Origin of the sequence: Escherichia coli (assembly GCF_036503815.1) — a bacterium.
GTDB classification, from domain to species: Bacteria; Pseudomonadota; Gammaproteobacteria; order Enterobacterales; family Enterobacteriaceae; genus Escherichia; species Escherichia coli_F.
On sequence record NZ_AP027764.1, the window covers coordinates 4,765,087 to 4,780,944 of the forward strand.

13 protein-coding genes and 1 pseudogene are annotated in these 15,858 nt (G+C 49.9%); 4 read left to right on the plus strand and 10 right to left on the minus strand.

Annotated features, from left to right (window positions below):
* Both AABJ99_RS22740 and fdhD read right to left on the minus strand, forming a co-directional pair.
* Window positions 1-1,836, minus strand: a complete 1,836-nt coding sequence (locus AABJ99_RS22740) for an ATP-binding protein (RefSeq protein ID WP_039021506.1) — start codon at window positions 1,834-1,836, stop codon at window positions 1-3.
* A 311-nt stretch (window positions 1,837-2,147) separates the two neighbouring features.
* Window positions 2,148-2,984 (minus strand): formate dehydrogenase accessory sulfurtransferase FdhD, encoded by an 837-nt coding sequence (gene fdhD / locus AABJ99_RS22745; protein WP_039021507.1) that lies wholly within the window; start codon window positions 2,982-2,984, stop codon window positions 2,148-2,150.
* 193 nt (window positions 2,985-3,177) lie between these two features.
* On the opposite strand from fdhD, the gene fdnG reads away from it, so the two are divergent.
* From fdnG to fdhE, 4 genes are read left to right on the plus strand one after another with little or no spacing between them, the layout of a single operon-like run.
* Window positions 3,178-6,228, plus strand: coding sequence for a formate dehydrogenase-N subunit alpha (gene fdnG / locus AABJ99_RS22750; protein ID WP_015953878.1), 3,051 nt, complete (start codon window positions 3,178-3,180; stop codon window positions 6,226-6,228).
* 12 nt (window positions 6,229-6,240) lie between these two features.
* Window positions 6,241-7,143 carry a formate dehydrogenase O subunit beta gene (gene fdoH, locus AABJ99_RS22755; protein ID WP_000331377.1) on the plus strand — a complete coding sequence of 301 codons (903 nt, stop codon included), beginning with the start codon at window positions 6,241-6,243 and terminating at the stop codon, window positions 7,141-7,143.
* Window positions 7,140-7,775 carry a formate dehydrogenase cytochrome b556 subunit gene (gene fdoI / locus AABJ99_RS22760; protein ID WP_000829013.1) on the plus strand — a complete coding sequence of 212 codons (636 nt, stop codon included), beginning with the start codon at window positions 7,140-7,142 and terminating at the stop codon, window positions 7,773-7,775. Before fdoH ends, fdoI begins: the two co-directional genes overlap by 4 nt.
* Entirely contained in the window at window positions 7,772-8,701 is a 930-nt protein-coding gene (gene fdhE, locus AABJ99_RS22765) for a formate dehydrogenase accessory protein FdhE (protein ID WP_000027715.1), read from the plus strand. Before fdoI ends, fdhE begins: the two co-directional genes overlap by 4 nt.
* 214 nt (window positions 8,702-8,915) lie before the next feature.
* Here fdhE and yiiE read toward each other — a convergent pair whose 3' ends face one another.
* The 8 genes and pseudogenes from yiiE to csqR form a co-directional block, all read right to left on the minus strand.
* The gene (gene yiiE, locus AABJ99_RS22770) at window positions 8,916-9,134 is read right to left on the minus strand and encodes a CopG family transcriptional regulator (protein WP_000178567.1); all 219 of its coding nucleotides are present in this window, start codon (window positions 9,132-9,134) and stop codon (window positions 8,916-8,918) included.
* A 694-nt stretch (window positions 9,135-9,828) separates the two neighbouring features.
* Window positions 9,829-10,743: a transposase gene (locus tag AABJ99_RS22775; RefSeq protein ID WP_248793871.1), complete on the minus strand. Its 915-nt coding sequence runs from the start codon at window positions 10,741-10,743 to the stop codon at window positions 9,829-9,831.
* Window positions 10,744-10,755: 12 nt separating this feature from the next.
* A pseudogene (locus tag AABJ99_RS22780) lies at window positions 10,756-11,643 on the minus strand (hypothetical protein); the annotation flags it as partial.
* Between the two features lie 414 nt (window positions 11,644-12,057).
* Window positions 12,058-12,999 (minus strand): fatty acid biosynthesis protein FabY, encoded by a 942-nt coding sequence (fabY, locus tag AABJ99_RS22785; RefSeq protein WP_001297068.1) that lies wholly within the window; start codon window positions 12,997-12,999, stop codon window positions 12,058-12,060.
* Window positions 13,000-13,043: 44 nt separating this feature from the next.
* On the minus strand, window positions 13,044-13,481 hold the full coding sequence (gene dtd / locus AABJ99_RS22790) for a D-aminoacyl-tRNA deacylase (protein WP_000560983.1): 438 nt from the start codon (window positions 13,479-13,481) through the stop codon (window positions 13,044-13,046).
* On the minus strand, window positions 13,478-14,350 hold the full coding sequence (gene yihY, locus AABJ99_RS22795) for a virulence factor BrkB family protein (RefSeq protein ID WP_032185608.1): 873 nt from the start codon (window positions 14,348-14,350) through the stop codon (window positions 13,478-13,480). The genes dtd and yihY overlap by 4 nt, the downstream gene beginning before the upstream one ends.
* Window positions 14,344-14,943 carry a glucose-1-phosphatase gene (gene yihX / locus AABJ99_RS22800; protein WP_032304198.1) on the minus strand — a complete coding sequence of 200 codons (600 nt, stop codon included), beginning with the start codon at window positions 14,941-14,943 and terminating at the stop codon, window positions 14,344-14,346. Before yihX ends, yihY begins: the two co-directional genes overlap by 7 nt.
* Window positions 14,944-15,041: 98 nt before the next feature.
* The gene (csqR, locus tag AABJ99_RS22805) at window positions 15,042-15,827 is read right to left on the minus strand and encodes a DeoR/GlpR family DNA-binding transcription regulator (protein ID WP_000059678.1); all 786 of its coding nucleotides are present in this window, start codon (window positions 15,825-15,827) and stop codon (window positions 15,042-15,044) included.
* Window positions 15,828-15,858 lie beyond the last annotated feature (31 nt).

The following is a 15,858-nucleotide window of genomic DNA, read 5'->3' on the forward strand; positions in this document are numbered from 1 at the left end:
TTATTTTCCTTGATTAATTAAGACAGGAATAACCTGAGTAAAATCTTCCAGTGCCTGATGTAAATCCCACTGCTGTTCTTTATTACCACTGGAGCACAAAATCACTTTCAGCGATTTTAATAACCGTAATGCTGCCGCTGGCTGTTGATGGTGTTGTAATGCCGTCACCAGTTGCATGACACAGGGGTTATTAAGATTGATATACAGACTTGAAGTTTTAGTCTTTTGGATTTGCGAGGTAAATTGCCGCGCCAGCATTAACGCTGCGGTGCTGATGCGTTTATCTGCGTCATCCTGTTCGAGAATTTGTTTTAATTCTGCTTCGCGGTCTGGCGTGACCACGAGCGGTAAAACCGCTGGTTCGAAGCGGGAGATAATTAATTGCTCGCCGTCGCAAAGATGCTCTTCCAGATAAGCAACCTGCTCTTCAGGTAATTCTGCCAGGCTGAACAACTGCTCATTACCCGTTTGCGTACCGACTTCGATAATCCGGCAGTGATATAACAGCGCCCAACGACGTAAAAATGGCACCACCGCATAGCGATCGCCACGGGCAACGGGCCGTTGCAGAATGTGGAACAACATCTCTTCAAAACCGCCGTCGCGGCTTAACAGAATATGAATGCTGTTATTAACGCGTAAATCCTTCGCCAGCAACGCCCCTTTTGACGTTGGCACCTGCAAGCGATCTTTGAGCAAATCAAACAGACGGTCATCACATAATGCCGCACCGAGCAACGCTTCGTTGTGGCGCATTAATACACGCCGCCAGATTTCTGGCTGATTTTGTGCGAGATCGGACAAACCAGAAATCAGCGCCTCCTTTAACGCCTCCTGCACCGCAACCCAGGTTTCGTCCCGCTGGAGATCTTCCCGGCTCGCCGTAGGCGTTAGTTTCGATGACTCAATCACGCCGCCAATAAATCCGGCCCAGGGAGGTAACAACTCACGCGCTTCATCATCCAGTAACATACCGCGCAAAAACAGCGACAGGTTGCGGTTATCGCTGGTGCCGTAGGTTGCGCCATCCTGAATCCATAAAATCCCAACCGCGTCGCTCATCCCCACGGGCACCACCGGAATGGTGCAAATCGGTTCGAAGGAGGATTCAAACTGTGCGGCAAAGGCGAGATTTTTACGCTGTACCAGCGCGCGGTGCATGGTTACGCCTTCAGGGGCAACTTCACGCCACGGTGGTTGCAGTTTATTCACCGGCTCGCTGGCATCACCGACATAGACTGGTTCGTGCAGTAATATGCAATAGCGTGAAAGAACGCGGTTCAGCAAATTGTTACTCGCCAGATGGCTGTACTCTTCTTTGAGCGTCAGAATCACCTGCGTACCCGTTTCCGAGGACTGATGCGGCGTAACGGTATATTTTTGCCCGTCGGTAGAGTGGTATTTCCAGCTCTGATCCGGCGTTTGCCAGGATGTGGTCAACACCGTGACCTCTTTTGCCAGTACAAAGGCCGACAAAAAACCGAGGCCGAACATACCAATTAAACCGGTGTTGTCATCCTGCTGGCGCAACATTCGGGTATAACCCACGCCCACTGTAGCAAGGAAGCCGTGAATTTCGCTTTCTGTCAGACCCGCACCGGTATCAGTAATAGTGATAGTGGACTTCGCCACGTCAGCCACCACACGAATTTGGTTATCCTTTGGCGCATCGGGCTGCTCAATCCTGCGACGCACAATCGCATCATGGCCGTTCTGCACCAGCTCGCGCACGGCAACTACGGGAGTGGAGTAAAGATGCTTACTAAGCACCTCAATTAAACCGTTTAAATTAACTTCTGTAGAATATGAACTGCCAGGTAACTGTAATGTACTCATTTTTCAATACTCATAATCCATCACCTACTATTGAAAATACTTTGCTGTTTTTTACAACCGGTGCAAGGTTTGTTATTTGCATTCACTCATCGGAAACATTTATTTATTGACGCGATGATTAAAACAAAATGTCTTATATAAATAATGATTAATTCTTAAAGGATTAATGCGACTGGAGTATATCGATATAACCCGGATTTAACGAGATAATTTCTTGTGGTGAAATTATTATTTGAATGCTGAATAATATATTGAGGATTATTTAATAGAAAAATAAAACCGCAATCCAGAATCAGAATTGCGGTATTTCTTTAATTATGAATCAATCGCTGCGGATGAGTATAAACCGTTGCCCGACCCGGCTTACAAAAGCCCACCAGCGTCAAATTACAACGCTCAGCCACTTCTACGGCAAGCGTGGTCGCGGCAGACACCGCAAACAAAATCTCGACGCCGCACATCGCTGACTTTTGCACCATTTCATAACTGGCACGACTGGAAACCAGCACCGCACCTTGCAGCCAGCTTTCCCCTTCTTGTGACCGGCGGCCTAACAGTTTATCCAGCGCCACATGGCGACCCACGTCTTCATGCCCGCCTACCAGTTCGCCAGATGGCAACATCCAGGCAGCGGCGTGAGTACAACCAGTCAGTTGCCCCACTGGCTGGAAATCATTGAGATGGCGTAATGCATCATCCAGTTTGTTGAGATCAAATGTCTGAGTGAACGGCAGCGGCTGAACCGGTTTACCGATGTCATTAAGTTGCTCCACGCCGCACACGCCACAGCCCGTACGCCCCGCCAGCGCCCGACGACGCTCCTTCAACCCCATAAAGCGGCGGCTGGAAAGCTCAATTTGCACTTCCAGACCATTACAGGAAGGAACGACATCCATACCGAAGATATCGCGCGGACTTTCGATAATCCCCTCGGAAAGCGAAAAACCGAGCGCAAAGTATTCAAGGTCTTTGGGCGACGCCATCATCACCACATGCGAAATGCCGTTGTAGACCAGCGCAACGGGAACCTCTTCCGCCACCTCATCTAACCGTGGGTGTTGTAAATCGTCACGCCGCCATAACTCAATTTGACGAACACCTGTGACATTTGTCACATTTTTGATTTCTTTTTGCTGTGTTTTTTTCACTTTCTATTAACCGGATAAGAACACACACACCAACATTATGGTATTCTGTTACAAACCCTTCCTGGATGGAGGGAAATTGAGCCAATTCTGGACCTTTGCGGCCCCTTCCGCAAAGAAAAATAACTCCCACTCCCTGCACACGCAGCAAGCGAATGTAAATGGGACGTGACAATGTCGAAACAAGGAGCAATCCATGCAGGTCAGCAGAAGGCAGTTCTTTAAGATCTGCGCTGGCGGTATGGCAGGCACCACGGCAGCGGCACTGGGTTTTGCACCCAGCGTAGCACTCGCGGAAACCCGGCAGTATAAACTGCTGCGCACCCGCGAAACCCGTAATACCTGCACCTATTGTTCCGTAGGCTGTGGGCTGTTGATGTACAGCCTCGGTGACGGAGCAAAAAACGCCAAAGCATCTATCTTCCATATCGAAGGTGACCCGGATCACCCGGTCAACCGCGGTGCACTTTGTCCGAAAGGCGCTGGCCTGGTGGATTTCATCCACTCCGAAAGCCGTCTGAAGTTTCCGGAATACCGTGCGCCAGGTTCTGATAAATGGCAGCAAATCAGTTGGGAAGAGGCGTTTGATCGCATTGCCAAACTGATGAAAGAAGACCGCGATGCTAACTACATTGCGCAAAACGCCGAAGGCGTGACTGTTAACCGCTGGCTCTCCACCGGGATGTTGTGTGCTTCCGCGTCGAGTAACGAAACCGGCTATTTAACGCAAAAATTCTCCCGCGCGCTGGGTATGCTCGCGGTCGACAACCAGGCGCGTGTCTGACACGGACCAACGGTAGCAAGTCTTGCTCCAACATTTGGTCGCGGTGCGATGACCAACCACTGGGTCGACATCAAGAACGCCAACCTCGTCGTGGTGATGGGCGGTAACGCCGCTGAAGCACACCCGGTCGGGTTCCGCTGGGCGATGGAAGCCAAAATTCACAACGGCGCGAAGCTGATTGTGATCGATCCTCGCTTTACGCGTACGGCGGCGGTGGCTGACTACTATGCCCCTATTCGTTCCGGTACTGACATTGCTTTCCTGTCAGGCGTATTGCTGTACCTGCTGAACAATGAAAAATTCAACCGCGAATACACCGAAGCCTATACCAACGCCAGCCTGATCGTGCGTGAGGATTACGGCTTTGAAGATGGCCTGTTCACCGGCTACGACGCGGAAAAACGCAAGTACGATAAATCCTCCTGGACTTACGAACTGGACGAAAACGGCTTCGCCAAACGCGATACCACGCTGCAACATCCGCGCTGCGTGTGGAACTTGCTGAAACAGCACGTTTCCCGTTATACGCCAGATGTGGTTGAAAACATCTGTGGTACGCCGAAAGACGCGTTCCTGAAAGTCTGCGAATACATCGCAGAGACCAGTGCTCACGATAAAACTGCCTCGTTCCTTTACGCGCTCGGCTGGACGCAACACTCCGTTGGCGCGCAGAACATTCGTACGATGGCGATGATCCAGCTACTGCTCGGCAATATGGGGATGGCAGGCGGCGGCGTTAACGCCCTGCGCGGTCACTCCAACATTCAGGGGCTGACGGACCTGGGGCTGCTGTCGCAGAGCCTGCCAGGTTACATGACGCTGCCAAGCGAGAAGCAGACCGATCTGCAAACCTACCTTGCCGCCAATACGCCGAAACCGCTGCTGGAAGGCCAGGTTAACTACTGGGGCAATTACCCGAAATTCTTCGTCTCCATGATGAAGGCCTTCTTTGGTGATAAAGCGACGGCAGAAAACAGCTGGGGCTTTGACTGGTTGCCGAAGTGGGATAAAGGCTACGACGTCCTGCAATACTTCGAGATGATGAAAGAGGGCAAGGTCAATGGCTATATCTGCCAGGGCTTTAACCCTGTTGCCTCATTCCCGAACAAAAACAAAGTGATCGGTTGTCTGTCGAAACTGAAGTTCCTCGTCACTATCGACCCGCTGAACACTGAAACCTCTAACTTCTGGCAGAACCACGGTGAGCTGAACGAAGTGGACTCGTCGAAGATCCAGACCGAAGTGTTCCGTCTGCCATCGACCTGCTTCGCGGAAGAGAACGGTTCAATCGTTAACTCCGGTCGCTGGTTGCAGTGGCACTGGAAAGGTGCGGACGCCCCGGGGATTGCGCTGACTGATGGCGAGATCCTCTCTGGTATCTTCCTGCGCTTGCGCAAGATGTACGCCGAACAGGGTGGCGCGAACCCGGACCAAGTGCTGAACATGACCTGGAACTACGCCATCCCGCATGAGCCGAAGTCGGAAGAAGTGGCGATGGAGAGCAACGGTAAGGCGCTGGCCGATATTACCGATCCGGCAACCGGTGCGGTTATCGTCAAGAAAGGCCAACAACTTAGCTCGTTCGCTCAACTGCGCGATGACGGCACCACCTCCTGTGGCTGCTGGATTTTCGCCGGTAGCTGGACGCCGGAAGGCAACCAGATGGCGCGTCGTGATAACGCCGATCCGTCTGGCCTCGGTAACACGCTGGGCTGGGCATGGGCATGGCCGCTTAACCGCCGCATTCTGTATAACCGCGCCTCCGCAGATCCGCAGGGTAACCCGTGGGATCCGAAGCGTCAGTTGCTGAAATGGGACGGCACCAAATGGACCGGCTGGGATATTCCGGACTACAGCGCAGCGCCTCCGGGCAGTGGCGTCGGGCCGTTTATCATGCAGCAGGAAGGCATGGGGCGTCTGTTTGCCCTCGATAAGATGGCGGAAGGTCCGTTCCCGGAACACTACGAGCCGTTTGAAACGCCGCTGGGAACTAACCCACTGCATCCAAACGTTATCTCGAACCCGGCTGCGCGAATCTTTAAAGACGATGCCGAAGCATTGGGTAAAGCCGATAAGTTCCCGTATGTCGGAACCACCTATCGTCTGACCGAGCACTTCCACTACTGGACCAAACACGCGCTGTTGAATGCGATTTTGCAGCCAGAGCAGTTTGTGGAAATCGGGGAGTCGTTGGCGAATAAACTTGGCATTGCCCAGGGCGATACCGTGAAAGTCTCCTCCAACCGTGGCTATATCAAAGCCAAAGCGGTGGTGACCAAACGTATTCGCACGCTGAAAGCGAATGGCAAAGATATCGATACCATCGGTATTCCGATTCACTGGGGCTATGAAGGTGTTGCGAAAAAAGGCTTTATTGCCAACACGTTAACGCCATTCGTCGGTGATGCGAACACGCAGACGCCGGAGTTTAAGTCCTTCCTTGTGAATGTGGAAAAGGTGTAACGGAGACGACATATGGCTTATCAATCTCAAGATATCATTCGTCGTTCCGCGACTAACGGTCTGACCCCCGCGCCTCAGGCGCGGGACTTCCAGGAAGAAGTGGCGAAACTCATCGACGTCACCACCTGTATCGGCTGTAAAGCCTGTCAGGTGGCGTGTTCAGAGTGGAACGACATTCGCGATACCGTCGGCAATAACATTGGGGTGTACGACAACCCCAATGATTTAAGCGCCAAATCGTGGACGGTGATGCGCTTCTCGGAAGTGGAGCAGAACGACAAACTGGAATGGCTGATCCGTAAAGACGGCTGTATGCACTGTTCCGATCCAGGCTGCCTGAAAGCGTGTCCGGCGGAAGGGGCAATTATTCAGTATGCCAACGGTATCGTCGACTTCCAGTCTGAGCAGTGCATTGGTTGCGGTTATTGCATTGCGGGCTGTCCGTTCGACATTCCGCGCCTCAACCCGGAAGACAACCGCGTTTACAAATGTACGCTGTGCGTTGACCGCGTGGTGGTTGGGCAAGAACCGGCCTGTGTGAAAACCTGCCCGACGGGTGCGATTCACTTCGGTACGAAAGAGTCGATGAAAACGCTGGCGAGCGAGCGCGTGGCTGAGCTGAAAACCCGTGGTTACGACAATGCGGGTCTGTACGATCCGGCAGGCGTGGGTGGTACACACGTTATGTACGTGCTGCACCATGCTGACAAGCCGAATCTGTATCATGGCTTGCCGGAGAACCCGGAAATCAGCGAAACCGTGAAATTCTGGAAAGGCATCTGGAAACCGCTCGCAGCTGTTGGCTTTGCGGCTACCTTCGCAGCCAGTATCTTCCACTACGTGGGTGTCGGTCCGAACCGTGCGGATGAGGAAGAGAATAATCTGCACGAAGAGAAAGACGAGGAGCGCAAATGAAACGACGTGACACCATCGTGCGCTACACCGCGCCGGAACGTATCAACCACTGGATCACCGCCTTCTGCTTCATCCTGGCGGCGGTGAGCGGGCTGGGCTTTTTGTTCCCTTCCTTCAACTGGTTGATGCAAATCATGGGCACACCGCAGCTGGCGCGCATTCTGCACCCGTTTGTCGGCGTGGTTATGTTTGCCTCGTTCATCATCATGTTTTTCCGTTACTGGCATCACAACCTAATCAATCGGGATGATATCTTTTGGGCGAAGAATATTCGTAAGATCGTCGTCAACGAGGAAGTAGGTGACACCGGGCGTTATAACTTCGGTCAGAAATGCGTTTTCTGGGCGGCGATTATTTTCCTGGTCCTGCTGCTGGTGAGCGGTGTGATTATCTGGCGTCCTTATTTTGCGCCTGCTTTCTCAATCCCGGTGATCCGATTCGCGTTAATGCTGCATTCATTTGCCGCAGTGGCGTTAATTGTGGTTATCATGGTGCATATCTACGCCGCCCTTTGGGTGAAAGGCACGATTACCGCCATGGTGGAAGGATGGGTTACCAGCGCCTGGGCGAAGAAACATCACCCGCGCTGGTACCGTGAGGTCCGCAAGACAACGGAAAAGAAAGCTGAATGAGTATTCGCATAATCCCGCAAGATGAGCTGGGTTCGAGCGAGAAACGTACGGCGGATATGATTCCGCCGTTATTGTTCCCTCGGCTCAAAAATTTATACAACCGCCGCGCTGAACGTCTGCGCGAGCTGGCAGAAAATAATCCGCTGGGTGATTATCTGCGCTTTGCTGCGCTTATCGCCCACGCCCAGGAAGTGGTGCTGTACGACCATCCGCTGGAGATGGATCTGACCGCGCGCATTAAAGAAGCCAGCGCACAAGGCAAGCCACCGCTGGATATTCACGTTTTGCCGCGTGATAAGCACTGGCAAAAGCTGCTGATGGCAATGATTGCTGAGCTGAAACCTGAAATGAGCGGCCCGGCGCTGGCAGTGATTGAGAATCTGGAGAAGGCATCAAGCCAGGAGCTGGAAGATATGGCCAGCGCGCTGTTCGCCTCTGATTTCTCGTCCGTCAGCAGCGATAAAGCGCCGTTTATCTGGGCCGCACTGTCGCTCTACTGGGCGCAGATGGCCAATCTGATCCCCGGCAAAGCCCGCGCTGAATACGGCGAACAACGTCAATATTGCCCGGTTTGTGGTTCTATGCCGGTGTCCAGTATGGTGCAAATTGGCACCACTCAGGGTCTGCGTTACCTGCACTGCAACCTGTGTGAAACTGAATGGCACGTAGTGCGCGTAAAATGCAGCAACTGTGAACAGAGCGGCAAACTGCATTACTGGTCGCTGGATGACGAACAGGCCGCGATTAAAGCCGAAAGCTGCGATGACTGTGGCACTTACCTGAAGATTCTTTATCAGGAAAAAGAGCCGAAAGTTGAAGCCGTGGCAGATGACCTCGCCTCTCTGGTACTGGATGCGCGAATGGAGCAAGAAGGCTACGCCCGCAGTTCCATTAACCCGTTCCTGTTTCCGGGTGAAGGGGAGTAATCTCTGACGTTTTCCGGGTGGCGCAGGTCGCCCGGATTACAGCTCATAGGGTGTGACGATACCTGCTATTCCCGCAAAATCTCTCGTATTTTGCGAGGCGTTTTCCAGATATGATGTAACAGTTGCAGTTATTATAAGTTCAAGTAAAACAGTCTTGTATTAATACCAGAATAAGGGCATCTGTTTTTTATATTCAAGAATGAAAAAATTTTTGTCATTCCTTATGCTCCTGACACTCATCATCAACACCAACTACCTCTTCCCTTTGCCTCCCGCCTTTTGCCTTACGCACCGGAAATTGCTGACGTTCCAGATATTGCTCCACCGCTTCGCGTAAAATTGCAGATCGTGAAACCTTACGCCAGCCCCTAAGCTTGTTCAGCCGTTTAATTGCCTCTTCTGATAAATGAAGAAAAACCGTATTCATCGTCATTCCAACCACCTAACATATATTACTCATTAATGTATGTGCGAAAATTACGCCGAAAAATCATTTAAAAAAAGCGGATTTTTGCATGCTGTTTTGTTTTTGCGAGACGTTTTCCAGAAATAATAAGAACGTTGCAGTTGTTTCATTTGTTAATCAAAAATGGTTTGGTTATCGCCCAGGATGAGATATGGGTGCTATAAATATATTATATTCAGGGATATTTATTTTTTGATTGGGTCTTCATTTGCATAATCTGAATGGTGTACCCGAAAAACGTCAGCATCCTAACAGCACCAGGATTTAAGGTGAAATTTAACATCCATCACAGACCGGTCAATGCTGCCACCAACCGGTCTTTACTTGCTCGTCGTTATAATTATGTGGGTAACAGTTCGGGAAACAAGGAATTCCTTCCGGAACACCCCGGTATCATCCGATAGCATTGACGTCAATCATCAGCGCGACGGTGAGTTTTTTTAATCGAATCATAGGATGGTAACGTTAAGCACGATTACGGGTCATAGTAAAACTCCTGAGCAGGCGGCACTATGCCGCTTTCACAGGAGTTCTGAATGCTGGTGCTTTCTGTATGGCATAACCATGCCCCTCGCGGCTAAGTGCCTGCACACTTCTCTCTTTGTATGTCATTTTTGCAATGCATTGGCCGAATTCTGGTAATTCAAATGAGTTTTACTCTTCAGACTCCCATCCCTACGGTATACGAGTTAGATTCATGAATGAAATCGACATTTTTAAAAAACGAATCTTGTAAAACATCCGTGTTGATATTACCTTGCAACCCAACATTAAATTTGTTAGAGAGATGAAGAACTCGAATATCAAAAAGGTCTTTTAACATCATTAATTCTTCAGCTGTTAATGACTCGCAACTAAAATATCCCTGTTGATCAAAAAGGTTTTCAATTTCTCCACCATCGGCGAGGCGTTTTTCAATGAGTGTTTGCAACATCGAGTTGCCAAGGACAATGGATATCGTGCGATCTTTCGCAGATTTACACCCCATCACAACGGCAACATTCGTATCCCCCTCTGGGGTTTCATTTAACGCTGTTGCTAAAATGGTGGTCAAACACGCAAACGGTACTGTATTTCTTTCGTGGTTTAACTTATCTACCAATTCATTCCATTTATCAAAAACCGGCCGATATTTTGTTTGTACAGAATTACCCATGTGGTTAAATAATCCAGCCATACGCTTTTTTATCATCTCGATATCCGGCGAGTCAGAAATACTTTTCGCATAATACGGGCCTGATGATGTTGCATACATTAAAGCAGCGCCCACACCTGTCACCATGATAGGTGCAACCACGGTTTTGGCAAAGGCGACGCTGCGATGGCTATGCGCTTCACAGTCTAAAGGAATATATTCCACTGGCTGCGGTAAATCCTGGCATGCCTCCCTCATCATTGCGGTATGTTTTACAAACAACGGTTTTTCATTGCCAAAAAAAACTTTCTGCTTAATTGCGCTAAGAAAACGCAAATCAAAAATGATTGTTTTTGGTTTATTATTTTTTGGCACATTTCCCATTATCCCGCTAAGAACCTTCCTTGCTGCATGGAGATTTTTTTGCACAGCACATAACACAATTGACGAAGCCTTCTCTACTTCGTTATTGATTTTAATTTTAAAATCTGCATGATATACGTTGACGGGCAATGCAAGTATATCTGGCCCTACATCTTTGGCTGAGTATTTATTTGTGATCGACGGCCGTGAATCCACGAGAAAACTTAGCCGCAAATTATGCTCTATATTATCAGCTGTTTTTGTGGTGTGGTTAAACATAGAGATGCCACCTCTCATTCTTTCACACATACCCTCAACTTTTTCACTTCTTTCTTGTGACGACTTTGCTTTAACGTTAATTTGATGATTTTTACCTGTGCATTCCTTAACTACAAGGGGAACGTTATCTAAAGCGCCATATAGGTTAATAACGTCACCAGGCTTTTTATCATGTAAGTAAGTTTGATTAATACTCGAGGCATTCACAAAGAGGTCAATATTATAACTGTTTATAACTTCACCTACATCAAATGTGTAGTGCTTACTCTGGAGGCTGCCATCCTTATTTAATTGTATATCAATCAATATATCCCCTGACTTTGTCACCATATCTTTGCCATAAACCATTTGCATAGCCATTTCGAGGAGGTTTTTATCTAACTGATTGCGGGCGTTGAGTAAGCGACTACCAAATAATTTATATACTGTTCCCGTCATTGCCAGCGCTGCGCTTTCTGTTACTTTGCGTTTCCACAGTGAGGTTTCTCTATTTTTGAACAGGCCATATTCATTATTACTCGACAACCCGAGTTTCAGTTCGTTAACACAATCGCACAGTTGCTCCTCACCTTCCATTTTAAGGCAAAGTGAAAAATGATTTAATAGCGTTTGCTTCGGTGATTCATTACTCGTTAGTTGTTTTTCTAAATTAACAATAGAATAACCTTCTTGTTTAATGAGATTAATATTGGCAACCATTACAGCCTCCTTCCCACGGTTTAAGAGCAAACATGCAACATAATTATTTATAACATCCAGAGCAGTAAATGAATGATACTGACAATGATACCAGTCCATTATCTTTGCATAATGTTTGTTAGCTATAGATTTTAAAAATATTTATGAGAAAAGTATGGTACCAGAGTGGGTTTTGGCTATCAAAAATCGCTCAAACCTGAAGTAAGATGATGAATTAAGCATTATCGGCGATAATTGCCACTCACCTCTACAAATAATATTTAAATGCTCCTGAACAGTGATGTAGCAAGACACGTATGGTGCCTACGAAGAACAAAAATTTATAGCGTTCTTATTCAATATAACCGGAATAGTCAGGGGCTGATGTAAATGACCTGAATGAGTGAGAGAGGCTACACCGCCCCTCTCCATCAGCTACTCTTCTTCGTTCCCGCCCTCTTCATACGGGCCAAATGGCTTCGCGGGCAGAACGATATACGTGCCTTCAAACACCGCCCCCGGCGTCTCGTCGCCAAAGATTTCGACCTGCATCTGCACCCGTGCTTTACGTCCGCGCGCCAGACGGTCGAGATCGCCGCTTAAGGCACCGAGGTCGGCTACCGCGTGTGGTTTACCGCTGATTGGTTTGCTGTAACGGATATGCGCATCAGCGAGAATAATGGTTCCGCCGAGGTGGCGTTCGCGCAGCATTAGCCAGATAAGCCCCCAACCGGTGAGCGTAGCCAGCGAGAATAAACTCCCGGCAAACAACGTATGATGCGGATTCTGATTGCCGGTTTCCGGCATGGTGGTGATAAATTTTTGCCCGGTATATTGCTGAATGCGCACGCCCATTTTTTCGCTTAGCGGGATATGTTCGTACCACGCCTGTTGCAGCTGCGCGCACCAGTCGCCGCGATGCAGAATGTCATCCAGAGTGGCGACAGGTTTTATCATCAAAAAATGGCGAATCGGCGTGGTGGTTGGCGTGGTGATTTCTCCCTGATTAACAAACCCCAGCTTGGCGAAAAACTCCACCGCGTCTTCGCGGGCGCTACAGGTCACGCGCTTAACACCTTCCTGACGCGCCACCGACTCCAGGGTCATCGCCATCAGCGTTCCTAACCCTTTGTCCTGCACGTCGGGATGAACGGCCATAAAGCGAATGGACGCTTCATTGTCGGCATTAATATACAGTCGGCCTACCGCCACCAGATTACCCTGCTCGTCGACGACCATCTGGTGATGCGCCATCGCATCCCACGCGTCGCGTTCCGAACCTTTCGGTTGATGCAGGGGCTTACGCAACATTTCCCAGCGAAACTGATAGTAACGCTCTAATTCTTCTTCTGTTTGTGGAACCCGAAGGTGATACATAGCGATACTCTCTCTTGTTTCCCGTGACAACCCTGGAAGCTGGCTCATACCTGCAACCAGAATGTTACGGGGCCATCATTGACCAGCGATACCTGCATATCCGCAGCGAAGCGTCCTGTTTGCGTGTTCATCTCTTGCTGACGGCAGCGTTCGACGAAATAGTCATATAACGCCTCTGCGCGATCCGGTGATGCGCCTTTGGAGAAACTTGGGCGCATCCCCCGTTCGGTATCTGCGGCGAGGGTAAACTGGGAAACCACCAGCACACTGCCGCCCGCCTGTTGCACGTTGAGATTCATCTTGCCTTCGGCATCGCTGAAGATGCGATAGCCAAGCACGCGCTCGCACAGACGGTTTGCTTTCTGTTCGTCGTCATCCTTTTCGACACCCAATAACACCAAAAGTCCCGCGCCAATTTCGCCCGTCACTTCTCCCTCCACGGTGACGCTGGCACGGGTTACGCGTTGAATTAATGCAATCATGGTTCGTCGTCTTCTTCTTGTTCAGCTGCTTGTTTTAGTTTGCGGTATTCCCCGAGAGTGACAGTAATTTCCGCACCAAGCAAGACGATACACCATGTCCAGTAGACCCAAACAAAGAGAATGGGGATCACCGCCAGCACGCCGTAAATGAGCTGGTATGACGGGAACATGGTGATATAAAGCGCGAAACCTTTTTTTCCTGCTTCGAACAGGAGTGCGGCGACAAACGCACCGACAATCGCGTCGCGGTTAGGTACGCGGATGGTAGGAACAATGCTGTACAGCAACCAGAAGGAGATCCACGACAACAGCAACGGAAAAATACGCAGCACGTTGTCGATGACAGTATTGAGATCGCTCGCCCAGCGCAGGGAGAGCAAATAGGAACTGATCGCCAGACTGGCCCCTGCCAACAGCGGCCCCAGCGTTAAAATCATCCAGTACACGGCAAACGAGTAAATTTTGGGTCGCGCTCGTTTACTGCGCCAGATGGTATTCAACGCGCTATCGATGGAGTACATCAGCAATAATGCTGTGACGATCAGCCCGCACGCCCCGACGGCGGTCATTTTGTTGGAATTGGCGACAAACTGTTCGATATATCGCTGGATAACATCGCCAGTAGCAGGCAGAAAGTTGGCAAAAATAAAGTGACGCAACTGAATGCTGACGTCCGAAAACATGGGAAACGCGGCGAAAAGCGCAAAAACAACGGCAACCAGCGGCACTAATGAGAGCAACGACACATAGGCAAGATTACCTGCCAGGGTTGTCATATTGTCCTCATCAATGCGTTGCCAGAGTAGTTTTAGCCAGGCCCATAGCGGACGGGTACGGTGCCTGGCTTTGTCCTGAATGTTTTTTAGCATAACACCTTCGCGAAATAGTCCGGGATGGTGGTTTTATCTTTCACCAGAATACTGGTAATACCTAGCTGATTTGCTCCTTCTATATTATCGGCGTTGTCATCGAAAAAGACCGTATCGCTGGCTGAAAAACCTTCCGCCTGCAAAACATGCTGGTAAATTCGTGCTTCAGGTTTGCGCATCCCCAGATCTTGCGACAGATAGATATGGTCAGCAGCATCACGAATTTCCGGGTATTCCTCCGGCCAGAAGGTGGTATGTAGGCGGTTAGTATTGGAAAGCACCACCACACGATGACCCTGCTCACGCAGTTTATGCATGATGGCGATCACTTCCGGGCGCAGCGCGACAAACACCGCCTGCCAGCCGTGGGAAAACTGCTCATAGCTTAGCGGTAGAGCCATCTCATGACACAGCGCCTCTGCGAACGCTTCGTCGCTAATTTCCCCACGCTCATGCTGATGAAACGCCTCGCCCATGTGGAAACTCTTCTTAAGCGTAGCCAGGGGAACACGCGTTAAATCGCTCCAGGCTCCCAGCACGCGGTTAAAGTCGATATCGACAATCACATTACCTAAATCAAAGATATAGAGCATTTTTGCCTCCTTTCGCGCCACAAGAAATTAACTGTAGCGGGAAAGGATGGGTTTGGCTATGTGGTCAGCTATGAAGCAAGGTCAACGGTCACAAAATTCTACGCGTCTTCCTGGGGAAGGATGATTTCAATTTGGCTGTCTTGTAAGCGTGATTTTAGCGCAGCGGGCGGCAGCTCGTCGGTAAAGAGCGCAGTGACCTGTGCCACATTACCAATTTCAACCGCCGCCGAAGCATGATACTTAGTGTGATCGGCGACCAGCAGAATATTTCTCGCGTGCGCCATCATCGTTTTCACCACGTTAGCTTCGTTTACATCAAACTCCATCAACGCGCCATCGCTCTCAATCGCCCCAACGCTTGTTACCAGATAATCAGCCCGAAAATCGGCCACAAAGGACGCCGCTGAAGGGCCAATGATCCCGCTATTATGAGAGCGCAATGTACCGCCGGGCACCATCACTTCAAAGCGCGGGTTGTGGTACAGAATATGCGCCACACGCAGGCTGTTCGTGATTATCCGCAAATGATTATGGTTAAGTAACGCCCGGGCGACATGTTCGACAGTCGTACCGATGGTGATAAATATTGTCGATCCATCAGGAATATAGTCTGCCACCGCTTCGGCAATCGCTTTTTTCTCTTCAGTTTGCGAAACCTCACGCTGTTCGAACGCCGTATTAACGACGCTGGAGGCCCGACCCGCGCCACCGTGATGGCGCGTGATCAGCCCTTGCTCGCTTAATTTACGAATATCCCGGCGGACCGTCTGCGTGGAAACATCCAGCAGATTTGCCAGCTCATCAATATTCATATACCCACGCTCGGCGATCAGCATGAGGAGTTGGTCGTGCCGCGGGTTACCGGTTAGTTCGGTAAGGCTCATGAAAATTCCTCGAAAAACCATCACCCTGGCA